We start from the raw sequence: 24,221 nt of genomic DNA on the forward strand, positions 1-24,221 counted from the left end.
GACCTTTCCATGGACTAGGTAGGCAGAGGCCGTGAGGAAGCGTCGTCGGTCCAACTCGCGCCTACACATCGACAGCAGGGCGTCGAGCGGCGTTGTCAAGTTGTCGGCGTGGCCAGAGAGTTGAGGGTGAGGGTACGTGCGGCCCCGGCGGGGCCATCCGACTCACGCGGCGGCGGGCATGTGTACGGGTTCGGCCGGGGCTGGAACGAGGCATGCTCCGCATACGGGGTCAGGCTCTCCGATGGCATCCATCGTCTCGACGTCGGCCAGCAGCCTCTTGACCTCCTCCTGACGGCGCGGCGTCGGCAGGGTTCTGACGAGACACGGCATGGCAGACTGACGGCACATCGAAGCTCCGTTGCAGGCAGACGACGTGGGAAGGTCATCTGCATCAACGGGGCTTCTTTGCGTCAGGCACGGCCACCCCGCCCTGCGACGCTACGAGATCACGCGACTCCGCAACGGCCCTGCGCCGGCACCTGCCATGCTGAGCGGGTTCGATTCGATCCTCACACCTTGGAGGTTGTGATGCGTGCAGGCGTCGTTGTCGCCGCGCAGCCCGGTGTGGAGGACCTCGCCGCGCGGGCCGAGGAGTTGGGCTTGCACAGCTTCTGGGTCAATGACACCCCGATGGTCCACGGCGATCCCTTCGTCGCCTTGAGCATGTGTGCGAAAGCCACCAGCCGCATCAGGCTCGGCATCGCCGTGACCTCACCGGCGCTGCGCTCGGCCCCGGCCGCCGCGAGCGGGCTCGCCAGCCTCAACGCCCTGGCACCGGGCCGGATCATCTGCGGCGTCGGCACCGGAAACACCGCCCGGCGCGCCCTGGGCACGCGGCCGACCACGGCGGCCAGGCTGGAGAACTTCACCGCCGCACTGCAGGATCTGTGCGCCGGACGCTCGACCGAGTACCGCGAAGGTGACCGGGTCCGCGACATCCGGTTCCTGCACGCCGGGGCGCACGTGAACACCGTCGACCCGATCGAGTTCGTCGTGGCCGCGCTGCTCGGACCGAAGGCCGCCGCTGTCGCCGGCCGCCGCGGCACCGGCCTCATCTCCTTCGGCCTGCTGGACCCCACCGCCTGGCACGCGCTGCACGACGCCCGCCGCCACGCCGCCCAGGACACACCCCGCGACCCCGACTCCCACACGGCCTCCTACGTGGTCACCTCACTCCACCTACTCGACGAGGACGAGGACCCCCACGGCGACGCGGCCCGGGACGCGACGGGCCACCTCGTCCTGTCGCTGCTGGCCTTCGCCGCCGACACAGCCGCCGCAAAACCCGCCTTCGCCGAGCAACTCGGCCCCGAGGAACGCGAGGCGGTGCGGCGGCTCCTCGAACGGCGCGGCACTACCGCCACCGCGCCGGACCGGCACACCAAGCTCTACCCCAACTACCTCGGACGCATCGCACCGCAGGACCGGGACCTGGTTCTGCCCTCGCTGATGAACACCCTGGCCCTGGTCGGCACCCGCGACGACCTCCTCCCCCGTGTCACCACCCTGGAACAGGCCGGCGTCGACGAACTCCTCATCCAGCCTGTGATCGACCCGCCCACCGAGATGGCCCTGCTCGCGGAACTCCTCACCTGAGCTGACCCGCCTGCCGCACGCCCTTGACCTCCACATCTACAAGGTCACCGAGACTTTGCAATCGCCCTGGGTCTCGGGTACAACCGCGCCCGTGAAGGTCACGGCCCTCGTCTCCCGCGTAACGTCCCCCGCGCTCTGCTGCGCTTCGGGCATCGCACCCGCATCGTCACCGCTGACTCCCTACGCCGTCGATGAAGGCGAGCCGGAAAACAGCAAGGCCGCGTCGAACACCACGCACCAGGCCCATCCCGAACGCAGAAGCCCCCGCCGGAGCCAGCCGACGGGGGTTCTTCATCTCCCACCTGCTATCACACAGCATCTATGACGGGGGTCATGGCTGTGTGGGCCTGACCAGGTGGAACACCTCGCGGGCGGCGTAGCGTTTGAGGCATCGGACGATTCGCGTCGGCTCTTGCCCTCCTTGGTGCGGCGTTCGTAGTAGTCCTGGGTGCGCGGGTCGAAGCGCAGTCGGGTCTGCACGATCCGGTGCAGGGCGGCGTTGGCCTGCCGGTCGCCGCCGCGGTTGAGGCGACAGTACTGCCGAGTGCCCGAGGAACGCTCGACGGGACTGACCCCGCACAGCGCGGCCGAAGGACGCCTCACTGCCCAGCCGTTCCGGGTTGTCCCCCACCGTGATCAGCAAAGTGACGGCCGTGACCGGCCCGATCCCCACCACTGCGAGCAGCTGCGGGGCGTGGCGTTCCACGAGGCGGGCCAGGCGATCTTCCAAGTCCCGGATCTGCTCGGTGAGCTGCCCGATCCGGCGAGCCAGCACGCTCAGGGTGATGCGAGTGGCATGCAGCACCGCCTCTTCACCGTCCCCCTCGCTCTGGCTCACATCGGCGAACCGCGCGCAGCTGCGGAAGAGTTCCGCATTGTGCAGCCCGGCCAATCCTTCCCGCAGGTCGGGGTCGGCAGTAAGAAGGACGGCCTTCAGTTGCTTAATGGCCTGAGTGCGGGCTTTGACGGCCGATCCCTTGGCCAGTTTGTACAGCCGGGCGATCTGCACTGGCCCGTCACCTGACTTGGCCCTGGCGCCGGCCTGCCCGCTCAGCACCGCCCGGGCCGCGTTCTCGGCATCAAGCGGATGCGTCTTGCCGCGCCGACGGCGATCCGTGCGGTCCATCCGATTCACGTCGGACACGTCCACACCCTGGGCCAGCAGATAGCGGGACAGAGCCGCCCCGAAGCAGCCGGTCCCCTCAACCCCGGCCCGCCTCACCACACCCAGGCCCCTGGCCCCTGGCCCCTGGCCCCTGGCCCCTGGCCCCTGGCCCCTGGCCCACTGCAACAGATCGCGGTATCCCACCGCGGTGGCCGGGAACTCGCCGGTGGCGAGCACCGCCCCCACCAAGGAGAGCACCGCAGCCACGTGAGCATCCCGGTGCGTGTCCACTCCCAGCACCACCTCCCCCGTGGGGCGCCGACGGCGCATACGCGGGACAGGCGACGTACTCGACGTACTCATTGAGGACATGCTCGTTCCCTCCCGGTCCGATGGCTCATCGCGTTGCCGGCACCGGGTCGCGTCGGACGGTCAGAACTGTGATGACGCCTCATGAATCGGCCGGCTCCTATCGAGACACACCCCGCCAGCCCGATACCGACAACGCACCATCCCCGGCCAACGGCCGACACTGTGAGAAAAGGACATCGCGGTCAGAGCTCTCATGAGTCAGACCCCGGACCCGGGAAAGCGCCCAGCCATCCTCCCGCCCCTCACGACACCTGGACCCCGGTTGTTCAAACCCGACCGTCCGTCGGGACCATTCGACAGCTGGCGCCCACTGACGACAGCGAATGGACGGACCAAGGAGATAGTGACGACGCGTGCTGCGACCGACCTGCTCGGTGAACGGGCGATGGCCTGCCTCGAGGGCCGGCGCGTCCGTCCGAAATGGCTCTGGACAGGGTGCGGCAAGAGCGTCTGCTCGGCCAAAGCAGGGCGCTTCCGGGCTCGCCGAGGGAATTGCGGTATGGGGGGTGCCTTTGCGTCTCATGCTCTGGTGGGGCGGCAATCGGCCCTGGGCGGTCCGACATCGCGGCCGCGCACCGGACCAAGGTCTGTGAGGGGTTGGCGGTAGGTGTTCTGCGCTGTGCCGAGGAGGCGGCGCAGGCGGAGGCTGTCGGGGGCGGCGGCGGTGACGAGGGTGGCGGGGCCGGCGAGCGGTGTCAGCACGGCCTGGCCGTCTTGCGGGGCGTCGCCGAGCAGCTGCACGTCAGGGGTGATTTCTTCGAAGGCCGGGTCGACGGTGAGGAGTTGTCCGGTTGCGCGGTGGCCGGCGAGGATGGCTGGGCCGTCCCAGCCGGGTTCGCCCGGTCCGTATGCGGCCTGTTGGTCCAGCAGGGTACGTCCGCCGCGTCGGACGGTGAGCCGGGTAGCCACATGGCCGGACGGTTCGCCGGCGCGTCCGAGGATCTGTTCCTCGCGCAGAACGAGCCGTGCGGTGGAGGCCAGGTCGATGGTCCAGGTCTGGTGAAGATCGCTGCCTGCCGCGCAGATCAGCGGCTTGGGGAGCCAGTGGAGCTGCGCGTGCTCTCCTACGGTCAGGTGCACGTCGTAGGTGGCGTGTTCGGAGGTTGGGCCGCGCAGGGCGAGGGTCGCGGCGGCGGAGGTGACGTGGAGCGCCGCGCCCTGTTGAACGGTGGCTTCGATCCGCAGCCGGTCGCCGCCGAGGGGGGCGCTCATGGCTCCGACGATGCATACTCGGGCCTGGGCCCCGTGTGAGTGGAGGCGGCGCAGTTCGAAGGGGCCGTCGCCGTCGAGGACGGGCAGGGTGGTGGTGCCGCTCCTGGCGGCGGCCAGGATGCGGGCGGTGGCGCGCATCCCGACGGCAGGCCCGTCAGGGGCCGATGCGGTCTTCGGGTGAGTGCAGGTGGTCAGGGTCATGCGGGGCCCGCGCTCCAGTCGGTGAGGCGTTCGCGGATCCAGTCGGTGACCGGCTTGATGCCGTCGTCGGTGGTGAGGGAGGTGAAGGCGACGGGGAGGTGGCCGCGCTGGGCCTTGGCGTCGCGGGCCATGGCTTCCAGGTCGGAGCCGACGTAGGGGGCGAGGTCGGTCTTGTTGATCACCAGGAGGTCGGCGGTGGTGACGCCGGGGCCGCCCTTGCGCGGGATGTCGTCGCCGCCGGCCACGTCGATGACGAAGATCTGGGCGTCGACCAGGCCCTTGGAGAAAGTCGCGGTGAGATTGTCACCGCCGGACTCCACGAGGACCAGGTCGAGCGGTCCCGCGGTCTCCTCCAGGTCCTCCACGGCCCCCAGGTTGGCGGAGATGTCGTCGCGGATGGCGGTGTGCGGGCAAGCGCCGGTCTCCACCGCGGCGATCCGCTCCGCGGGCAACACGGCCTCGCGGAGCAGGAATTCGGCGTCCTCGCGGGTGTAGATGTCATTGGTGACGACGGCGATGGACAGCTCGTCGCGCAGTGCGCGGCACAGGGCGGCGACGGTGGCGGTCTTGCCGGTGCCGACCGGGCCGCCCAGGCCGATGCGCAGGGCACGCCGGCGCCCGTCGCGTCGTACGGGATCGGCGGCGCTGTAGGTGCGGCGCTCGGGGAACGCCTCGTCGTGGTCGCGGTGCATGCGGGCTCCGGTTCTGCCTGGTGTGCGCGGCGTTCTTGGGTGTGGGGCTCTTGGGTTCTTGGTGGTCAGGAGGCGAAGAGGCGTACCGGCCAAGTGGCGTGCTGCTGGGCGGTGATGTCGAGCAGAGGTGCGGAGGCGGCGGGCAGCGCGTCGAACCCTTCGTCGGAGATACGAGCGGCGGTTGCGGCCGCCGCGGTGGCGGTCTGGTCGAGGTCGGGGGCGAGGCGGGCGAGGACCGCGGTGGCGTCGAAGGGGTCCAGACTCAGCAGCCGGACTGCCGCCGTGGCCGGACCGCTGACGGCTTCGTATGCAGCCGCGTACCCGGCATCCAGCGGTGTCAGCCCGGCTGACCGTGCGGCCAGCCCCAGCACCACCGGCTGGTGCGCGCCCTGTGGCCGGGCCGCGGCCAGTGCGTCCAGCTCGGCCGAGGGCCACGTCGCGCGGGCGGCCCGCATCATCTGCCGTCCCAGCTTGCGGGCGGTGATCCGTAGCGCCAGGACGGGTGTGCGGGCGTCGGCGGCCTCGTCGACCGCCACCGGATCACGGCCCGCGGCGGTCGCGGCGGCGAGCGCCGCCGCGACCAGGCCCGCGGTGTGCAGTCGCCCCCGGCAGAAGTCCTCCAGCGAGTGCGCGTCCTTGATACGGCCCGCTGCCACGGCGGGTTCGGCCCCGCCGGAGTGCGCGTGTCCTCCGGCGGGGAACCGGCCATCGGCCAGGACGAGCAGTGCGGCACGACTCATCTTTCGCAGTTCACCTTCCGTCGCCCGGCTCCATGGCGCGGGTCTGTGTGCCGTTGCACCGCCTGCTCGTCAAGGCTCAGAAGAGGAAGTACCTCTGGGCCATGGGGAGTTCGCTCGGATACTTCCGCTCGACGACCTGGCCCGCGACGGATGTCGTCACGTCCTCCACCTTGTGGCCCCCGGCGATCACCTCGTAGGTGTCGGCGTCGATCTCGACGTCGGGGGTGGCGCTGTTCTCCTTCATGTCCGCCTTACGGACGCCGCGCGTGCTGGTGATGGCCTTGAACTGCTTGCCCAGCTTGAGCCGTTCGGCCAACCCACTGTCGATGGCCCGTTGGGTGACGAAGTTGAACGACGTGGAGCGAGGCGCGAGGCCGGTGGCGCCCCAGACGGCGCGGGGCAGGACCGGCTGCGGGGTGGGGATGGAGGCGTTGGCGTCGCCCACCTGCGCGTACGCGATCTGTCCGCCCTTGATGACCTGGTGCGGCTTGACGCCGAAGAACTTCGGCTCCCACAGCACCAGGTCGGCCAGCTTGTCGGGCTCCACGGACCCGACCACGGCATCGATGCCCTGGGCGATCGCCGGGTTGATCGTGTACTTCGCGACGTACCTGCGGGCGCGCCTGTTGTCGGCCCCCTTGTCCCCTGTCGGCCGTTCCTCCTTCGGCAGCCTGTCCTCCTCCAGGAAGCCCCGGCGGACCTTCATGACGTGCGCGGTCTGCCAGGTACGCGTGATCATTTCGCCGATGCGGCCCATGGCCTGGGCGTCGGAGGACATGATCGAGATGGCGCCGAGGTCGTGCAGGATGTCCTCGGCGGCCATCGTGGAGGGGCGGATCCGGGAGTCCGCGAAGGCCAGGTCCTCCTCGATCTTGGGGTTGAGGTGATGGCAGACCATCACCATGTCGAAGTGCTCCTTGACCGTGTTGATGGTCAGCGGCCGGGTGGGGTTGGTGGAGGCGGGCAGGACATTCGGCTCCTTCACCATCTTGATCATGTCGGGGGCGTGGCCGCCGCCGGCACCCTCGACGTGGAAGACGTGGATGGAGCGAACGGGGCGCCCATCGCATCCGTCGCTGCCGTCGATCGCCGCGACGGTGTCGTCGACGAAACCCGCCTCGTTCAACGAGTCGGCGTGCAGCGCGAGTTGGACACCGGTCTGTTCGCAGACCTCCAGGCACTTCTTGATGACGGCCGGGGTGGCACCCCAGTCCTCGTGGATCTTGAAGCCGATGATGCCCGCGTCCACCTGGTTGAACATGGAGTCCTCGGACATGGTGGCGCCCTTGCCGAGCAGTCCGACGTTGACCGGGAAGGCGTCCAGCGCCTCGAAGGTGCGGGCGATGTGCCAGGAGCCGGGCGTGACGGCGGTGGCGGTACTGCCCTCCGCCGGGCCGGTACCGCCGCCGATGAGCGTGGTGACACCCGCGGCCAGCGCCTCACCGACCTGCTCGGGGCAGATGAAGTGAACGTGGGTGTCGACCCCGCCGGCGGTCAGGATCTTCCCGTTGCCCGCGATCACCTCCGTCTCGGGGCCGATGACGAAATCCGCGGGCGCCGGGCCGACGTCGTTGTGCTGACCGGCCCCGTCATGGAGACGGTCCATGGTCTCGTCGTTGTATGCCTTGCCGAGCGCGGCGATGTGGCCGTCGCGGATGGCCACATCGGCCTTGACGATGCCCCAGTGGTCCAGGATGACGGCGCCGGTGATGACGGTGTCCGGGGGCTCGACGACGTCGGCGTCGGAGTCACCGGACTCGTCGTCTCCGCGTGGATCGCGTGGCGCGATGGACTGCCCCATCGACTCGCGGATCACCTTGCCGCCACCGAAGACCATCTCGTTCCCGCTGCGCCCGGGACCGCCGGCCCAGTCGTCCTCGATCTCGATCCGCAGCTCCGTGTCGGCGAGACGGATGCGGTCGCGGATCGTCGGACCGAACCGGTCCGCGTACTGGGCGCGGGTCAAGGGGTCGGACGGCTTGGGGGGCTCAGGACAGCAGCGCTCAGTCATCGAGCTCACCCCCGACCTCATCGGATGAATCCTGGACGCTGATGAGGGGGCCGCCGACCTGGCCGCGCAGGCCGTGCACCACACGCTTGCCCTCGATGGGGACGAGCTCGACGTCCTCGGGCGCGTTGGGCTCGAAGCGTACGGAGCTGCCGGCCGGGACGTGGAGGCGCTTGCCCCAGGCGGCGTCACGGTCGAAGTCCAGGCCGGGGTTGGCTTCGTGGAAGTGGTAGTGGGAGCCGACCTGGATGGGACGGTCGCACGGGTTGGTCACGGTCAGGGGAGTGACCTCGCGGCTCTCGTTGAAGCGCACGAACTCGTCGTCCGGCTGCGTGGAGAAATCCACCTTGCCCGGGGAGACCAGCGGCTTGTCGTCCTCGCCCGCTTCGGGGAAGGGATCGTGGATGGTGACCAGCTTCGTGCCGTCGGGGAACGTGGCCTCCACCTGCACGTTCTTGATCATCTCCGGGACACCCTCCATGACCTCCTCCCGAGTCAGCAGCTTCTTCCCGGACGACATGAGCTCGGCGACCGTTCTCCCCTCGCGCGCACCTTCAAGGACGTGGACGGTTAACAGCGCAACTACCTCGGGGTAGTTGAGCCGAATCCCTCGGGCCCGGCGCTTCTCGGCGACATCCGCCGCCACATGAATCATCAGGCGCTCTTGTTCGTGTGGAGTCAGGTGCATGGCCCTACCCTGCGTTCGCCCTGTCCAGGGCTCATGCTCTGGACATCGGAGCCGGGACCGGCCATGACCGTCGACAGCCCGGGGCGGGGCCTCCACGGCCTCACTCCCACGCCGCGCGGCGCAGCACAGCTTCCTTGGCCATCCGGCCCCGACCCTCGTGACGACGAACATGGGCACGCGGACAGAGCCGAAAACGCCCCGCAGCCACACCACGCCCGTATGAGTGAGCCGTAAGGATTCTTCCGAGAAAGGCGAGGGAATCAGCTGTATGGCTCGGCCGACTGCCCACTCAGTAGGGATGCCCTCCGACAGACCTGCCTCGTTGAACACCGCCTGCCCCTGCCGCCCTCGCTCCCGGCTAGCCGTCGGCCCCTCTCACGACTGCGGCTTGAAGATCCACAGGATTCCGCTGCAGTCCGGCTGCCCGTCCATCGACAATCGCCCGGACAACAGCTCAACGGCACCGGTGAGCTCTACCCGCTTATTGGGACGGCCGCTGAGTGTGTGCTCGGTTGACGAGTAACGCGTGCCGCCCCCGCTTTGGCCTGGGCGCGGGCTCTGCCGCTCAGCACCGCCCGGGCCGCGTTCTGCGCATCGACCGGGTCCGACTTACCGCGCTGGCGGCGGTCGGTCCGGTCGGGCCGGTTCACGTCGGAACCTCCAGGCCCTGGGCCAGGAGCTAGCGGGACAGGGCCGCCCCGATGGAACCGGTCCCCTCCACTCCGGCCCGCCGCACGGTGCCCAGTCCCCTGGCCCATGTCAGCTGGCCCATGTCAGCAGTTCGCGGTATCCAGTCGTGGTGGTCGGGAACTCCTCGGTGTCGATCACTGCTCCCACCGGGGAGATCACAGCAGTCACGTGCACGTCCCGGTGCGTGTCCACACCAAGGACCAACTCGCCCTTCGGCCGGCGTCGGCGAGCACGCGAAGCAGGGAGCGTACTGGTCATGCTTGTTCACCTCCCGATCCGATGCCACATCGTGTAGCCGGCACCGGACGGAGCGGGCGGTCAGAACTGTGATGACGCCGTTCGACAGGCCCCTATCGAGACACACTCACCCGGCCCGGTACCCCTAACGCACCGTCCCTGGCCGGCGATCGACACAGCGTGAGCAAGACACCCCGGTCAGATTTCTCAAGAGTCAAACCCCGACTCAAGACGCACCCACCATTTCTTCCCACACCCACGGCCCGCACTCAGGATCTCAGGGCATGGTCAATTCCCGCTCGCAGAAAGCCCTGAATCTGGCTTCGATCGACTACAACAGCTCGCTGAGGTCAATATCGCGTTCAGCCTTGGGGATTCACCAACGCCGCCAGCGAATGAACACAACGGCCTGTCAGGGATGTGTTCCGCCGGTGCTTCCGCACTCCCCCGTCGTGGCGCTGACTTACGTGGCCAGCGGTCGCCGCCGCATTCCAAAACGACGGTCGACGGGCCAGATGCACCCTGGAGAACGTCCGGGCAACCAGGGACGGCGACCGACGGTGAAGACCGTGGGCCAGCCGCGACAGTGAGGTCTAGCGGCTCGTATCAGTCAACGGCGTCGACGGTTATCTCCCCGACGGCCAGAACCATGCCGCGGAGCACCACTTCATGGCGTCGGGTACATCCGCTCTTGCGAAGCCCACGACCTTCGCCTGCCTCGCTCCCCCACCGCAACTGCTGCCCTCCCTGCGCCGTCGCGAGCGGGAAGCCGAAGCGCAGCAAGACCGCGTCGAACACCACGCACCCGGGCCCACCCCCGAACACAGAAACCCCCGCCGCAGCCAGGCGACGGGGGTTCTTCACCTCTCACTTGCTATCACAACAGCCCCTATGACCGGGATCACGCCTGTATGGGTCTGACCAGGTGGAACACCTCGCGGGCAGCGTAGCGTTTGAGGCATCGGACGATTTCGCGGCGAGTCTTGCCCTCCTTGATGCGACGTTCGTAGTACTCCTGAGTCCGCGGGTCGCAACGCAGGCGGGTCTGCACGATCCGGTGCAGGGCGGCGTTGGCCTGACGGTCGCCGCCGCGGTTGAGGCGACGGTACTGTCGCACCCCCGATGAGCGCTCGACGGGGCTGACCCCGCACAGCGCGGCAAACGATGCCTCGCTACCCAGCCGCTCCGGGTTGTCCCCCATCGTGATCAACAGAGTCACGGCCGTAACCGGGCCGATACCCACCACATCCAGCAGCTGCGGGGCGTGGCGTTCCGCGAGCCGGGTCAAGCGGCGCTCCACGTCCTGGATCTGCTCGGTGAGCTGCTCGATCCGGTGGGCCAGCAGGCACAGGGTGGCGCGGGTGGCCTGCAGCACCGTCTCCTCCTCGCCCTCGTCGTCCTTGCTGTCGTCGGCGAACCGCGCACAGGTACGCAAGAGGTCCGGGGTGTTCAGCTGGGCCAACTCCTCGCGCAGGTCCGGGTCGGCGGTAAAGACAACGGCCTTGACCTGGTTGATCGCCTGGGTACGGGCTTTGACCGCCGACCCTTTGGCGAGCTTGTACATCCGGGCGATCTGTACGGGTCCGTCGCCCGTTTTGGCCCGGGCGCGGGCCCGCCCGCTCAGCACCGCCCTGGCGGCGTTCTGGGCATCGAGGGGATCCGACTTGCCACGTAAACGTCGGTCGGTCCGGTCGGGCCGGTTCACCTCGAACACTTCCACGCCCTCGGACAGCAGGTAGCGGGACAGGGCCGCCCCGAAGGAGCCGGTCCCCTCCACCCCAGCCCGCCGCACCGTGCCCAAGCCGCCGGCCCACCCGAGTAGTCCGTGGTATCCGGCCGCGGTGGCCGGGAACTCTTCGGTGCCCAACACTGCCCCGAGCGGGGAGAGGACGGCAGCCACATGAGTGTCCCGGTGCGTGTCCACCCCGAGAACCACCTCTCCCGTGGGCCGACGTCGGCGGGCACGCGGGGCAGGGGACGTACTGGACGTGGTTCGTCTGGGCATGCCCGTTCGCCTTCCGGTCCGATGGCACATCGCGTTGCCGGCACCGGGCCGCGTCGGGCGGTCAGAATTGTGATGACGCCTGATTGATCGGCAAGCCCCTATCGAGACACACCCCGCCAGCCCGGTACCGACAACGCACCATCCCCGACCAAGGGCCGACGCTGTGTGAGAAAGACACCACGGTCAAACGTCTCATGAGTCAGACCCCGAGACCCGGGACAGCACCCACCAAGTCTCCCGCCCAACACGACGCATCAATAGCTGTGGTGGAACCTGACCGCCGACGGCGACCATTCGCCAACTGGCGCCCGCTGGTGACAAGGAGCGCACGCATTGGGAAGAAGTTGGCGGCCTTCCGGGTCCGGCTCAATGCCGGCACGCACAGCCCCATACTCGGGATCGGCGCATCTGTAACAAAACCTCTCGGCCTGCTCTCACGGCACCTCCTCGGCCGGTGAGGCGACCGCGACGCCCACGCCGCCCGATGAGGCATGGGAAGGGTTGACCATCGCGTTCAGGTTCGGCAGCGCAGACGCCGACCTCACAACAATGCCCCTGTGACGGGGTTCATGACTGTGCGGGCCTGACCAGGCGGAACACCTCCCGGTTGGCGTAGCGTTTGAGTCGCCGGACGATTTCGCGTCGGGTTTTGCCCTGTTTGGTGAGGCGTTCGTAGTAGTCCTGGGTGCGTGGGTCGAAGCGCAGGCGGGTCTGCACGATCCGGTCCAGGGCGGCGTTGGCCTGCCGGTCCCCGCCGCGGTTGAGGCGACGGTACTGCCGACTACCCGAGGAGCGCTCGACCGGGCTGACCCCGCAGAGCGCGGCGAAGAACGCCTCACTGTGCAGACGTTCCGGGTTGTCCCCCATCGTGATCAGCAGAGTGACGGCTGTGTCCGGGCCGATGCCCATCACAGTGAGCAACTGCGGGGCATGGCGTTCCGCGAGCAGGGCCAGGCGGCGTTCCAGGTCCTGGATCTGGTCGGCCCCCGCCGAACTCGCCGCGGCAATCATCTCGTCGACACCGGCCAGGCGGTGCTGCCGCATACTGAGGATCTGCGGCTCGAAGGTGAACCGCGAGGCGACCGCGAAGTCCGCCTGGTCCAGCAGCTCGTGCAGCCAGACAACCGCTGGTGGCTCGTCGGCAGAGGTCAGCGTCACCGCGTCGCACTCCTCACTCCGACCTGTCCCGCGAAACCGCGACCGATGACGGCGACCCCGGCAACGATCCGTGGGCGTGGGCATGACCGGTGTCGATAGGGTTCCCGGGGCGGCATCGCCAGCTGAGGCCGGGCACCATCGCGCCAGAACGGAAAAATGAGAATTATGCACAGCAGTAGACTGCTCCGCATGCGTCGGCATGCCATGGCTGTGACTGCGTCCCTGGCCCTGGTCGCGGTAGCCGTCAGCGGCTGTTCAAGCCGTGAAACGCCGAGGTCGTCCGGGACATCACGAGCGCCGCTGAATATGACGGCTGGTTCGGATTCGTCGGTGGCTGCATCGTCACGGGTGCTGTTCGGCGGCGACGCGCAGCTGTCCGGTCTGCGGGACCTCGGCCGGTCACCGGCGATCGTGCGCACCTACGACACCATCGACAACGCCGGCAATTTTCCCACCAAGGACGAGAACAGCGCCCTGCGCTCTGGCGCCACTTTGCTGACCAGCCTCGGGACGGGGCGCCACCGGGATTGGGCATCGATCGCCGCAGGCAAATCGGACACCGCCGTGCTGAAATTCCTGCGTGCTGTCAACAAGGCCGCCGCAGACCACCACCTGAAAGCGATCTACGTCTCGTTCAACCACGAACCGAACGCGAAGATCAACGCCAACAAGGGGCGTCCGGAGAATTTCGTCGCGGCCTGGCGCCACGTGCACAAACTGGCGGCCGACGCGCACCTGGATGCCGAGGTCGGCGGCCACCTGCGTTGGGTGTGGATCCTCACCGCGAGCGGCTTCCGCAAGTCGAGCATCGCCAACAGTTTCTGGCCGGGCGCCAAATATGTGGATGTGGTCGGGGCTGACGGCTACGTGTCCGGCGGCTGCACGAAGCAGAAGAGCGGCAACTACGTGAACCCCGCCAAGAACGCCCCCCAACCCGGCGCCATTTTCGGACCGGCACTGACCTGGAGCACCACCCATGCCACCAGCAAGCCAGTATTCATCCCGGAGTGGGGCAGCGTCCGGTTCACCGACCGTAGTGTCCGCCCCTCATACATCCACGCAATGACCGACTACGTGGTCGCCCACCCTCAGATCGACGCCATCCTGTACTGGAACGACCACGCGCATTACAGCTCCTGCGACTACGCCCTCGACAAGGACCCCTCATCGCAACGCGCCCTCACCGCCATGGGCCGCAATTCCCACTTCCAAGCACACCGCTAGAGACATAGGGCGAGTGCATGCGGCAGCAATGGCCACGGTGCCGCGGAAACACAAAGGCTCCCTCATCAACGGGCGGCCACGGCCCGAATGCCCTTCGGGGCGTATTGAACGTTCGCTCAACTTCGTTGCGGTGCCTGTAGAGGGTGCGGTCGAACCCTGCCGGCCAGCCGCGCGCCGCGCTGCTCGGCGTTGGCGGTTGGCCTACTGGTCTCTGCGGTCGGAATGGTGTGCTTGATCTGCCGGCGTCGGATCACGCGCAACAGCATCACCGTCCGCGGCCAGTGGATGTACCCGCGAGGCGGGAGCCCGGCTCATCCGGCTGGTCCGCTCCCACGACGCCCAGTAGCCCGCCGCGCGCAGAAGCCCGGGCCGGAAGCATGGCGCATTCCGGCGGGGGCTTCTCGTCTCACTGCCCCTATGACGGGGGTCATGACTGTGTGGGCCTGACCAGGTGGAACACCTCGCGGGCGGCGTAGCGTTTGAGGCATGGGAAGGCGTCGGCCGCTGCCGGATCTGCAGTCGCCCGTCACCAGTCACGGTTCAGGCTTTCTTGACCACGCTGGACTTGAGCTGCATCGCCCCGAAACCCTCGATCTTGCAGTCGATGTCGTGGCCGGCGACCCCCTCGACCAGCCGGATGTTGCGCACCTTGGTGCCGGCCTTGATCCCCGAGGGGCTTCCCTTGACCTTGAGGGCCTTTACGACGACCACGGTGTCGCCATCCTGAAGCACATTGCCGACGGCGTCCTTGATCACCCGCTCCCCGGCACCACCCCCGCCCTCCGCACCGCTCTCAGCGGGGACCCATTCATGGCCGCACTCCGGGCACACCACAAGGTCGTTCATCTCATAGGTGTACTCACACGAGCACTTCGGGCAGGAGGGAATGTTTTCGGTCATCCCGTCAGGGTATCCGGGCCCGAGCATCCGTCCTGACGGACAAGACCGCAGCTCAGCGCCAGGACGTGCACAAGTCGAGGACCTTGCTGAGCGGGTAGCCCCGGTACCTGGACGCTCTCGCAGCCTCCGATGGTGACGTCGAGCGCGCGGTCGGCTACCAATGGCCCCCGGAGGATGCCGAGACGCTGGCGCTGCGCTCCCGTGTCCGGCTGGACGCCCCCGCGGCCGGAACTCCCCAGCCGGTCACCAGACTGTGGACCCGCATCACCGATCTCAACCGGTTGCGTGCCTTCGCCGAACAGAACCGCTCCCTCGGCTACGAGGGCATGATGGCCATCCACCCCTCCCATATCCCTGTGATCAACGAGCTGTTTTCGTCTACCGCGGACGAACTCGCCTGATCTGCGACGGCAAGGGCACCCCGCTGCACGTCATCACGACCGCCGCCAACGTCAACCACATCCCCCACACCCTCGACCTCGTCGTCGGCTCCCGCCCGTCGCCGGACGACCCGGCCGGCCCCGACGGCGGCCGGAGTGCCTCCTGGGCGACGAGGCGTACGACTCGAAGGCTGTGCGCGGTGAGCTGCGACGCCGCCGCATCCAGGCGGTGATCTCCCGCAAGGGCTCCCCGAATATCACGGGCCTGGGCAAGCTCCACCCCCAAGCTCTCGGCTTCGCTCGAGCACGGGAGACCCCACTTTTCGTCGAGCAGACCTTCGCCCTGCTCCACCAGTTCAAACGCCTCGCGGTCCGCTGGGAGCGACGTATCGAACTCCACCACTCCTTCCTCTCGTTGACTTGCAGCCTCATCTGCTGGAGACGACTCAAGAAGACCGGATCATGATCGCATTACGAGCTCATAGGAAATGAGTTGAGCGAGGCGGCGCCCCGCCGCTACTTTCGCGGTGGACCGTGAAGTCGTCGTATGGAGGTGAGACCCGTGAACACAGTTACCCATGGGTGCTCCCTCAACCCGTCACGGTCCGGCGGCTGACGTTCGGTGTCGCCAGGAGCGCCTGAGATCGAGGCACTCCTGGAAGGAGACTCCGATGAACACGAAGCCTTTCACCTCTGGCCTGAGCGAGAACGCTGTGATGATCACGCGCGTCGCGGACAGGCAATGGCATGCACTGGATGACGACCTGGTGGTCGGCCGCGGGCATGCGGAACGCCGACCCGACGGACGCCTGTTCGTCAGCATCGACGCCTGGCACGACGCCACCTTCGACCGGCTCGCCGAGGCGATGCTGGCGCAACTGCCGGCGCCGCTCTACACAGTGGTCGACGAAGCCGACGTCGAGCTGACGGCCGGCTGGCGGCGGGCCGGTTTCACGATCGGGCGCCGCGAGCGGGAGTACGTCGTGCCGACCGACCCACAGGTCACAGGGCTCGAAGCAGTCCTGCCGCCTTCGGGCGTGACGATCGTGCCCGCCGGTCAGGCGGACGAGAGTCTGCTGCGGGCCGTGGACCGCGCGATCCGTGACGAAGTCGAGGCGACCGTCGGGTGGCAGTCGATGCCCGCGGAGGTAATTCCCCTGCCCGAAGGCGACACCATCGTCGACCCGTCGAAGTACGCGGTGGCCGCGGCGCCGGACCGCTACCTGGGGCTGATCCGGGTGGTGACGGTGAACCGGCCGCGCATCGGGCTGGTCGCGGTCCGGGCCGGCGAGCAGCGCCGCGGCATCGCGCGGGCGCTGCTGGCCCACGCGCTGGGGACGCTGCACCGCTCCGGGTTCGCCGCGGCCTGGACCGATGTACACGAGTCCAACCAGGCAGCCTCGGCGCTGTTCGAGGGCATCGGCGCCCGGCCGATGAGCAGCAACCTGGAGCTGGTGCGATGACGAAGAACAAGAACGTCATCGAAGTCGAGGGCAAGGTTGTCGAGTGCCTGCGCAGCGCCATGTTCACCGTGGAGCTCGAGAACGGTCACCAGGTGCTCGCGCACATCAGCGGGAAGATCCGCAAGAACTACATCAAGATCTATCTGGCAGACCGGGTACTGGTGGAGCTCCCGCCGTACGACCTGACGCGCGGCCGGATCGTGTTCCGGTACCGGAACTAGCGGCGGGCGGCACCTTCCGCGGTAGCTGATCCTGGGCCCCGGTCACGGCGTTTCCGTGACCGGGGCCCCGATGATGGCTCGCACGGCCGCGGCGTCCACCGCTCCAGCCGCCGCCAGCAGCTCTGGCCCGAGCCGAACCCAGCTCCAGGGGCAGCAGTTGCCAGGCGATGTCGTTGTGCAGCACGTACAGGATGCCCTGCAGGCACAACCGGCTCGGCACCGGCCGCAGACCAGGAGCCCGGCCGCACCCAACGCGACCACGCCGGTGGCCCGTCGCCGACACCGTTCCTGGCATCGGCGCTGGCCTGGTGGCCGGTGGAAGGTTGCTCAGCCGTCGGCGTCGAGCCTGAAGTGGAAGATGCCCCAGGTGAGGTGCTTCTCGCGGCCACCGTCGATCCAGTGGCCGAGCCCCTTCTTCATCTGCGCGAGGTAGTCGTGACTGATCTTTCTGGCCAGTCCTTCAGCCTCTTGGCGCTTGGTCTCCTCAAGGACCCGCGTGTAGTGGTTCACCAGCTGCTGGCGGTGCTCTTCGAAGCCATCGTCGACGGCGGTGAATCCGAGCCGGTTCAGCTCGCGTGTGTAGAAGCCGGGCGAGCCCATGTCATCCAGATGGATTCGGTCGAGAATCGGCTGCAGCACGTCGGTGGAGCCGCCGTCCGCCACCGCCATCGGGTCGGTGAAGATGAGATGGCCTCCGGGCCGCAGCACCCGCGCGATCTCCTCAAGGACCTGGACCCGGTTCCCGCTGTGCAGGAAGGCGTCCTGGGACCAGATGACGTCGACCCGGTCGTCCGGGTACGGGATGTCCTCGAAGGACCCGTCCACGACCTCGATCCTGTCGGTGAGCGCGCGGGCCGAGTTCAGCTCCTTGTGGCGCTGGTTCTCCACCTCGCTGAGATTGAGTGCGCCCCCCGGGGGGGGCCAGGGGTGCTCCATCTCGGCGCCGTAGTGGTAGGGGACGGCGTAGTCGATAAGGGTCTTGTCAGCCAGCTGGTCGGCGATGGCAGTGAGAACGGCGACGGCGAGGTGACGCGCGGCCGAAGGACCGGACCGGCCATAGCACCAGGTCGGCGCTGACGCGTTGAGGTGACGCAACCTCACCAAAGCGCGCGCTCGTCCAGCCGCTCCAGCTCCACGCGGACCCGACGCCGGACCCCCTCTGTGGTTAGTAGGTCCGTCATCGCGGACATGACCGACTGGAATAGCTGGGTCGGAGAATTTCGACTGGCCCAGGTTCCGGGACATGGCCTCCGCCACGTACACCGCCGCGAGCCAGTCCGACTGTTCGTAGAACTGGGCCTGACCGGAGACCTTCAGGCTCTGAAACCAGCGCTTCGCAATGGGGTGCCAGTCGCCGGATGCCCGGGGAATGGTTGGGGCCTTACCGGCCTCCGCCTTCACCAGAGCCGGGCCCTCCAACTCGTTGCGCCTCCGACGTTGCTCGCTTCGCTTCGGGACAGGGCTCGGCACAGTGTCACCTCCCAGAAGACGACGAATCGTTCCGCCGCCCCCTTACGGGGGACATTGCGCTTATCTGAACATCGAGTTGGCTAGCGGCGAGGAGACTCGCACAACCAGCTCAGCAAACGCCAAACCCGCATGACGAAAGGGAAACTGTATGCGCCGAATCGCTGCTATCACTCTTGGAACAACTGCGTTCCTGGGCCTCTTCGCTGTGCCTGCCAGCGCCGACGGGCCCTCGCTTTTCGCCCAAGGCGGCGCCCAGGGCTCCGTCCAAGGCACCCTCGGTATGGTTGGTGCGCCCACCAGTGACTGGACCTGGCACTGGCAGTCCAACGTTCAATCCCAAAACGGTTTGGCCAACATCGCCACGGGCGGCAACCTCTGCGCTGGGCTGGTTGGTGTGCTGGCCCCCGCGAACAGCTGCGGCAGCGCCTGAGCTGGGGGCACTTTCGCCTTGTAGCCCTCGCGGGTCATTCGCAGATGGCACGGCCGACAGGGTGCCTGTGCGTGCCCGGCCCTGCCATCGCGACGAGAGTGAGCGGACCTGACGCTCCATGCAGATTCATCGACTTGGTGGCCTTGGAACCCGTACAGAATCCGAGCCGCTGTCACGCTTCGATCTTCCAGCCCGGCCGGAGGGGCCACCCCCAGGGGGGAAGCGGACGCAAGGGACGCGACGGGCGCCGAGCGTTCATCACTCTCCGCTAGGTCGGCGCACGACGCAGCGTGATCACTGCGCCCCTTCGGCCCCGTACACGCCTATCCAGAGGCCGCCCGGGCGCGGCGTTCGATGCATTCCTCGTTCGAGTGATCAGCGCATGTTCATACACCGGCTTGGGCAGCCCTCGGACAACTCGAACCAGCTGCCGAGTCACCGTCAATTGCCCTGTCTCGAAAAGGAATTCCCATGCGCCGCATCGCTGCTGTCGCCCTCGGAACCACCGCTCTTCTTGGAGTCCTTGCCACGCCTGCCCTCGCCGACTCCGGTGCCCAGGGCGCCGCCCTTAACTCGCCGGGCGTCATCTCGGGCAACACGATCCAGGTTCCCGTCCATGTTCCGGTCAACGCCTGCGGAAACAGCATCAACGTCATCGGGCTGCTGAACCCGGCATTCGGCAACACCTGCGTCAACGACTGACAGGCGGACTCAGCTGTGGCGCTGTTCCGTTCCTCTAGGCAGCATCACAGCGCAGATCCGGATGGGCCTAGTCAAGGCCGGTAGGTCGCGCATCACAACTCCCCCGGGTGGGGGACACTCTTTCCGCAGTCTGGATGGCCGCCGCATAGACGCCCCCGCCCTGGCCGCCGCACCCTCCGCGCTGGACTTCCGAGCATGATGCCAACGGCACAGAGCCTGAAGGTTCGCCGGGTCGTGGTCAGTCCAGTGACGAGGATCGCCCTATCTGGCACATGGCCAACACCGTCCAGGCGGGGTATCGCGTGTCCCCCTCCCGCGCGGCATCCCGGGGAGAGAACGGGGCGCGCGGGAGGAGCCTCGGCGAGGGACCCCACCCACCTCCACGTCAGACGCTGGAGAGTGAGGCCGTGGGCCCGCCTACGTATCCATTAAGCTTGTCATTTATCCAGTTCGACGCGGTTTCGTGCCGACTTTGTGGTGGGCGGGTCGGCTGAACGCCTCGCCGGTTGCGAGGACTCGGCCCACGTCGTGACGTGCGGCCGGGCGGCGGTTCTTCGAACCCGGTGGCCGACCCGGACCAGGGCGAGACGGTTTCGGTGCACCGGCCGGAGAGCCGGCCTTCATGCACAGGTTCCTGAACCCTCTCCGGACGCGGGCGGGTGTCAATTTGTTCGGCTCGGCCGGCTTCTCCCAGGGCCTGCGGAGGTCGGTGGCCAGTGGACGGGCGAGCCGGAGCTGGGCATAGGCAGCGATCACCAGCCAGGTCCACCGGTCGGCCGCCTCAGAGCTGCGAAGCCGGGGCTTGGTCCACCCGAGCATCTGCTTGAACAGGCGAAAGGTGTGCTCGACGTCGAAGCGCCGGAGGAAGGACTGCCAGCAGCGGTCGACGTCCGTCTCGGTGGCGCCGGTGGCTGACCACCACAGCCAGACCGGCTTGTTGACCCCACCGCTGGGCAGTTTCTCCACGACCAGTCGGATGACGGTTCCCTCGATGATGGGCAGCGGCCCGTCGTGGTCGAGCCATGCTGCCCGGCGGGTCAACCTGGGATGCAGATGGTCCCATGCCTGCGCGGTCGCCTTGCCGTAGAGCCGGGTGTTTGTGCTCGTCACGGCCTGTTCGGCGCCCCAGGTGCTGGGGTTGCCGAAGACGAACTCGCCGCCGTGCTTGGGCGGACGGCCGCCCTTGGGGTCGTAGACCCGCGGTGGGGTCGGCCGGCGCATCACGCGGTCCGAACGCAGGCGGCCGAGGATCTCAATGGGCAGCCCGGCCAGCAGGTGGGCGATGCGAGGTGCGTCGTATCCGGCGTCCAGCACGACCATGATCGCCGGGTCGCCTTCCTGCCACTGGCCGGCGGCCACCAGCCGCTCGACGATGTCGCGGATCTGGACCGTGGTCACCGCGGCGAGGTCGGCGCCGGGCTCCAGGCGGACCGCGTCCAGCACCGCCGTCCACGACGTTCGCCCGGTCTCCAGCGCGGCCACCACCGAGTACGGCCAGCCGGGCACCATCTGGTGCTTGCCCTCGCCCCGGCCGTATGTGTGGCAAAAGGCCCGGTCAGCACAGGTGTTGGCGTCGGGCCGCAGTCACGGCGAGACGTCCACAGCCAGTACGAGCCGGCCGGCCGTCGCCCTCGGCAACGGCATCCCGGCCAGGGCTCGACGCAGCCGGGCGACATCGATCCGTCCCTGGTTGAGGCCGCCGTACAGAGCTCCGTGCCCGCGGCGGTGTTCGGGCGCGAGCGCGAGATCGACCAACGTCCGCACCGGCCCGTCCGTGCACAACAACGCGTCGCATAACTCGAACAATGCGTCGGCCCGAGCGGTCAGACACGCGTACAGCTCCGACCGGAAGTGCGACACTTCGGCGAACGCTGCTGGCTGGGTCCCCTCGCATGGCTGGCTGACTCCCGCAGCCTTCGTCTTGCTCACGCGCACTCCTTAGTTGGAGCCCATGATCAGACGAAGGCCACCTCCCCGTTCGGAGAACGCCCATGTGAGCGACCCTGCTCGAGACGCGTTCGAGGACGGAAGTTCTCGTCGTCGGGTTAGCGTCTTGGCATGACCACAGAAAGCAACTCCGTGCTGGTCGACATACGGAAGTACGACGGCAGCCTGAGCGCGCAGTGGACCGCCGCCCGGCTCGGTGAGGACGAGCACGGCGTGTGGTTGGGCACGGTGCAGGGCGTTCCCGTCAGTTCGGCCACGGGCGGCTGGACGAGCCGGTTTGCGTACGTGATGTTGGTCCCGCGCGGTGAGTGGTGGACAGCTACGTTCTGTGCGGATCCGGGCCCCGAGATGTACTGCGATGTGTGCATGGTGCCCGAGTGGAACGCGGACGGGACTGTCCTTCGCACAGTGGACCTCGATCTCGATGTCGTGCGGCCTCGTGGCGGCGAAGCCCTTATCCAGGACGAGGACGAGTTCGACGAACACCGAGTGCACTACGGCTACCCCGACAACGTCATCGACAAGGCCCGACAGACCTGCGAGTGGTTGATGGAGGCGGGCCGTCGCCGTGGTGATGGCGTCGAACCCTTCGCCTCGGTGTACCGCCACTGGCTCGGTCTCATCGGGTAGTCGGTGTCAGCGGGCATGGCCTTCTTCGAGCAACACCGCAACCAGTGACAGAGGTTAAACAACAAGCTAAGGACCCCTGACAAAAGTGGTGGGCTTTGACCGGGTCGGCGGTCGGTGTCATGCACGAGACCGCCGGGTAGCGGGACGCGGTCAGCCGCGGAATCGCATGCGATAAACCCGGCGACGTCGACTGTCATCCGGGATGCTGGTCGCCATGGATGAGGTCAAGGTCGTCGTCGCCCATTCCGAGCGCGCGACCCTGCGCGTCGGCGATGTGTTCCTGAAGGTGGACGCCGATCAGGCGCGCATCGACGTCTGGGGTGAGGCGATGGCCTTGGCGCCGGTCCCGACCCCGGCGGTCCTGTGGCACAAGCCGCCCGTGCTCGCGATCGCCGCCGTCCCTGGGGCGGAACTCGGCCGCCTCGGCGAGCCGTCGACCGCGTCGCCGGCGGCGTGGGCCGCGGCGGGTGCTGCCGTCCGGAAGTTGCACGACGCGCCGTTGCCGCCCTGGCCCGGTCGGGGCGGCCGGGTCCTCGACGAGTTGGCGGCGGATCTCGACGGCCAGTGCGAGTGGCTCGTGACGAACGGCGTTCTGCCCGCCGATCTGGTCTCTCGCAACCGCCAGGCCGCCGAGGAACCGCGCTCCGGCCGTGGACTCCGGTGTTAACGCACGGCGACCCGCAGATCGCTCACGTGTTCGCCGGCGGCGACGAGATCACTGGCATCATCGGCTGGTCCGAGGCGGGCCAGGGCGATGCCCTGTTCGACCTCGCCACCTTGACACTCGAACACGAAGAGCACCTCGGCGACGTCGTCGGCTACGGCACCAACGTCGACGTCAAGCCGCCTTCCAAAGCCGCTCCACCCCACACAACGCCCACGGAACCGCAGATGGAACGGGCCGATCTCCTTCCACGACGACGGCACCGTCATGGCCGTGAGAGTCCTCCCCATCCGCAGACGGCAACCTCACTGAACGCACCCGAAGCGTCGTCACCGCCCGCCCCCAGCAGGAGGGACGTAGACGCCCCGTCCCGACAGACCGCATCGATCGCCCCGCAGAGAGACCCGCCGCGACATGCAGTACCCCCGTCGGCACCCACCGACGGGGGTACGCATCTCTCACACGGCTATCACCAACACCGTAGACACTCCTGGACCACAGCGGCCTGACCTGCACTCACGCGCATTACCTAGACCACCCTGGACCGCAGAAGACGCGATCTACAACCTGTGCCAGGTGGTACCGAGCGACGCTCCCAACACGAGTACGGGGGCATCGTCGGGACCGTCGATCCGGTGCTGCAGGGTCTTCTCGCTCACCCGGCCACGCTACCGAACTCTCTGGCGCGGTCCTGACACCCGGGTCAGGGACAGCCGGCACGAGGCCGGCCGAGCGTGGCTGCCAGCCGCGCCCGAGGCGGGGTACGTGCAGGTCAGAGAGTAGGGATGCGGTGCCTTGTACGCGATCAGGGTTGGGGCCCCTTCTGACCCATCAACCGCGCACCGCCGCCGGCTCTGCGGGAGCCAGGAAATCGACGAGTTGGCCGTGCGCGCCCGGGGCCGGCGTCTGACGCGGTACCGCGTCGACGCCGCACCGTGGGCCAGCGCAGGGTGACGCCAGTGGCCCGTGCTCGACCACCGCCCGTGAGGCCGTGAGGCCGTGATCCGTATCAGCCCGAACGGTCCGCCTCACCCTGGGCGAGCGACTCCGTCAGACGCTCCAGGCGCATGGCGAAGGTGGCGGCCTCACCTGGTGGCCACGTCGCCATCTCTTCGGCCAGGAAGGATTCCATCGCCGCTCGCAACGCCGTGACCGCGCGCTCGCCCTCATCGGTGAGGGCCAGCCTGGTGGCACGAGCGTCAGCAGGGTCGGGGCGGCGGGTGATCAGCCCGGCCTCCTGCAACCTGGTCGCGTAGCGGGTGGTGACGGTGCGGTCCATCCCGATCGCGTCGGCGAGCTTGGTGGCGGTGACGGGGCCGACGCGAGCGAGCCCGGACAACACCGGGTAGGTCGTGGCATCCACGCCCTCCACGCCGGAGGTCAACCGACCGTAGAGCCCGGCACGGGTGGCCCGCAGGGTCAGCGCCCCGATGGCCGCGGCCACGCGGGCGGCGGACGCGCTGCCATTCGTCGTTTCACTCACACC

Annotated in this window: 18 protein-coding genes and 6 pseudogenes; 8 read left to right on the top strand and 16 right to left on the bottom strand. The window is 68.1% G+C overall.

Going from position 1 to position 24,221, the window contains the following annotated elements:
- Positions 1-528: 528 nt before the first annotated feature.
- Positions 529-1,596, top strand: a complete 1,068-nt coding sequence (locus FCH28_RS15695) for an LLM class flavin-dependent oxidoreductase (RefSeq protein ID WP_136740471.1) — start codon at positions 529-531, stop codon at positions 1,594-1,596.
- A gap of 331 nt (positions 1,597-1,927) precedes the next feature.
- On the opposite strand, the pseudogene FCH28_RS40095 reads toward FCH28_RS15695, so the two are convergent.
- The 9 genes and pseudogenes from FCH28_RS40095 to FCH28_RS15745 form a co-directional block, all read right to left on the bottom strand.
- Positions 1,928-3,064, bottom strand: a pseudogene (locus FCH28_RS40095) (IS110 family RNA-guided transposase).
- Positions 3,065-3,592: 528 nt separating this feature from the next.
- Complete coding sequence (locus FCH28_RS15705; protein WP_136740472.1) at positions 3,593-4,486, bottom strand: urease accessory protein UreD; 894 nt, start codon at positions 4,484-4,486, stop codon at positions 3,593-3,595.
- Entirely contained in the window at positions 4,483-5,178 is a 696-nt protein-coding gene (gene ureG / locus FCH28_RS15710; protein ID WP_136740473.1) for an urease accessory protein UreG, read from the bottom strand. The genes FCH28_RS15705 and ureG overlap by 4 nt, the downstream gene beginning before the upstream one ends.
- Before the next feature lie 65 nt (positions 5,179-5,243).
- A complete protein-coding gene (locus tag FCH28_RS15715; protein WP_136740474.1) occupies positions 5,244-5,918 on the bottom strand; it encodes an urease accessory protein UreF in 675 nt (224 codons plus the stop codon).
- 76 nt (positions 5,919-5,994) lie between these two features.
- Positions 5,995-7,929, bottom strand: a complete 1,935-nt coding sequence (gene ureC / locus FCH28_RS15720) for an urease subunit alpha (protein WP_136740719.1) — start codon at positions 7,927-7,929, stop codon at positions 5,995-5,997.
- A complete protein-coding gene (locus tag FCH28_RS15725; RefSeq protein ID WP_136740475.1) occupies positions 7,922-8,614 on the bottom strand; it encodes an urease subunit gamma in 693 nt (230 codons plus the stop codon). Before FCH28_RS15725 ends, ureC begins: the two co-directional genes overlap by 8 nt.
- A 1,533-nt stretch (positions 8,615-10,147) precedes the next feature.
- On the bottom strand, positions 10,148-10,342 hold the full coding sequence (locus FCH28_RS15735) for a hypothetical protein (protein WP_136740476.1): 195 nt from the start codon (positions 10,340-10,342) through the stop codon (positions 10,148-10,150).
- A 100-nt stretch (positions 10,343-10,442) separates the two neighbouring features.
- Complete coding sequence (locus FCH28_RS15740) at positions 10,443-11,546, bottom strand: IS110 family RNA-guided transposase (RefSeq protein ID WP_425471929.1); 1,104 nt, start codon at positions 11,544-11,546, stop codon at positions 10,443-10,445.
- A gap of 567 nt (positions 11,547-12,113) precedes the next feature.
- Positions 12,114-12,524 (bottom strand): annotated as a pseudogene (locus FCH28_RS15745) (transposase); the annotation flags it as partial.
- Positions 12,525-12,893: 369 nt separating this feature from the next.
- On the opposite strand from FCH28_RS15745, the gene FCH28_RS15750 reads away from it, so the two are divergent.
- Positions 12,894-13,928, top strand: a complete 1,035-nt coding sequence (locus FCH28_RS15750) for a glycosyl hydrolase (RefSeq protein ID WP_169314168.1) — start codon at positions 12,894-12,896, stop codon at positions 13,926-13,928.
- Between the two features lie 540 nt (positions 13,929-14,468).
- Here the strand turns inward: FCH28_RS15750 and FCH28_RS15755 are convergent.
- A complete protein-coding gene (locus FCH28_RS15755; protein ID WP_136740479.1) occupies positions 14,469-14,828 on the bottom strand; it encodes a zinc ribbon domain-containing protein YjdM in 360 nt (119 codons plus the stop codon).
- A 573-nt stretch (positions 14,829-15,401) separates the two neighbouring features.
- Between FCH28_RS15755 and FCH28_RS15765 the strand changes: the two genes are divergently transcribed.
- The 3 genes from FCH28_RS15765 (at position 15,402) to infA (ending at position 16,892) form a co-directional block, all read left to right on the top strand.
- Positions 15,402-15,674: a hypothetical protein gene (locus FCH28_RS15765; RefSeq protein ID WP_169314169.1), complete on the top strand. Its 273-nt coding sequence runs from the start codon at positions 15,402-15,404 to the stop codon at positions 15,672-15,674.
- A gap of 205 nt (positions 15,675-15,879) precedes the next feature.
- The gene (locus FCH28_RS15770; protein WP_136740482.1) at positions 15,880-16,671 is read left to right on the top strand and encodes a GNAT family N-acetyltransferase; all 792 of its coding nucleotides are present in this window, start codon (positions 15,880-15,882) and stop codon (positions 16,669-16,671) included.
- Positions 16,668-16,892 carry a translation initiation factor IF-1 gene (infA, locus tag FCH28_RS15775; RefSeq protein ID WP_136740483.1) on the top strand — a complete coding sequence of 75 codons (225 nt, stop codon included), beginning with the start codon at positions 16,668-16,670 and terminating at the stop codon, positions 16,890-16,892. The genes FCH28_RS15770 and infA overlap by 4 nt, the downstream gene beginning before the upstream one ends.
- A 327-nt stretch (positions 16,893-17,219) precedes the next feature.
- Here infA and FCH28_RS15785 read toward each other — a convergent pair whose 3' ends face one another.
- The 3 genes and pseudogenes from FCH28_RS15785 to FCH28_RS40205 form a co-directional block, all read right to left on the bottom strand.
- A complete protein-coding gene (locus FCH28_RS15785; protein WP_246102886.1) occupies positions 17,220-17,993 on the bottom strand; it encodes a methyltransferase domain-containing protein in 774 nt (257 codons plus the stop codon).
- On the bottom strand, positions 17,990-18,082 hold the full coding sequence (locus FCH28_RS40200) for a hypothetical protein (RefSeq protein ID WP_484422075.1): 93 nt from the start codon (positions 18,080-18,082) through the stop codon (positions 17,990-17,992). Before FCH28_RS40200 ends, FCH28_RS15785 begins: the two co-directional genes overlap by 4 nt.
- Before the next feature lie 82 nt (positions 18,083-18,164).
- A pseudogene (locus tag FCH28_RS40205) lies at positions 18,165-18,362 on the bottom strand (phage terminase small subunit); the annotation flags it as partial.
- A gap of 901 nt (positions 18,363-19,263) precedes the next feature.
- Between FCH28_RS40205 and FCH28_RS15795 the strand changes: the two are divergent.
- The gene (locus FCH28_RS15795) at positions 19,264-19,494 is read left to right on the top strand and encodes a chaplin (RefSeq protein WP_425471930.1); all 231 of its coding nucleotides are present in this window, start codon (positions 19,264-19,266) and stop codon (positions 19,492-19,494) included.
- Positions 19,495-19,935: 441 nt separating this feature from the next.
- Here FCH28_RS15795 and FCH28_RS15805 read toward each other — a convergent pair.
- A pseudogene (locus FCH28_RS15805) lies at positions 19,936-21,354 on the bottom strand (NF041680 family putative transposase).
- A gap of 198 nt (positions 21,355-21,552) precedes the next feature.
- Here FCH28_RS15805 and FCH28_RS15810 point away from each other — a divergent pair.
- Both FCH28_RS15810 and FCH28_RS15815 read left to right on the top strand, forming a co-directional pair.
- Complete coding sequence (locus tag FCH28_RS15810; RefSeq protein ID WP_136740486.1) at positions 21,553-22,071, top strand: DUF402 domain-containing protein; 519 nt, start codon at positions 21,553-21,555, stop codon at positions 22,069-22,071.
- Positions 22,072-22,285: 214 nt separating this feature from the next.
- Positions 22,286-22,911, top strand: a pseudogene (locus tag FCH28_RS15815) (phosphotransferase); the annotation flags it as partial.
- A 393-nt stretch (positions 22,912-23,304) separates the two neighbouring features.
- Here FCH28_RS15815 and FCH28_RS15820 read toward each other — a convergent pair.
- A pseudogene (locus FCH28_RS15820) lies at positions 23,305-23,394 on the bottom strand (3-oxoadipate enol-lactone hydrolase); the annotation flags it as partial.
- A 350-nt stretch (positions 23,395-23,744) separates the two neighbouring features.
- The gene (locus FCH28_RS15825) at positions 23,745-24,218 is read right to left on the bottom strand and encodes a MarR family winged helix-turn-helix transcriptional regulator (protein WP_246102888.1); all 474 of its coding nucleotides are present in this window, start codon (positions 24,216-24,218) and stop codon (positions 23,745-23,747) included.
- Positions 24,219-24,221 lie beyond the last annotated feature (3 nt).

This window comes from Streptomyces piniterrae (assembly GCF_005048155.1).
Classification (GTDB): domain Bacteria; phylum Actinomycetota; class Actinomycetes; order Streptomycetales; family Streptomycetaceae; genus Streptomyces; species Streptomyces piniterrae.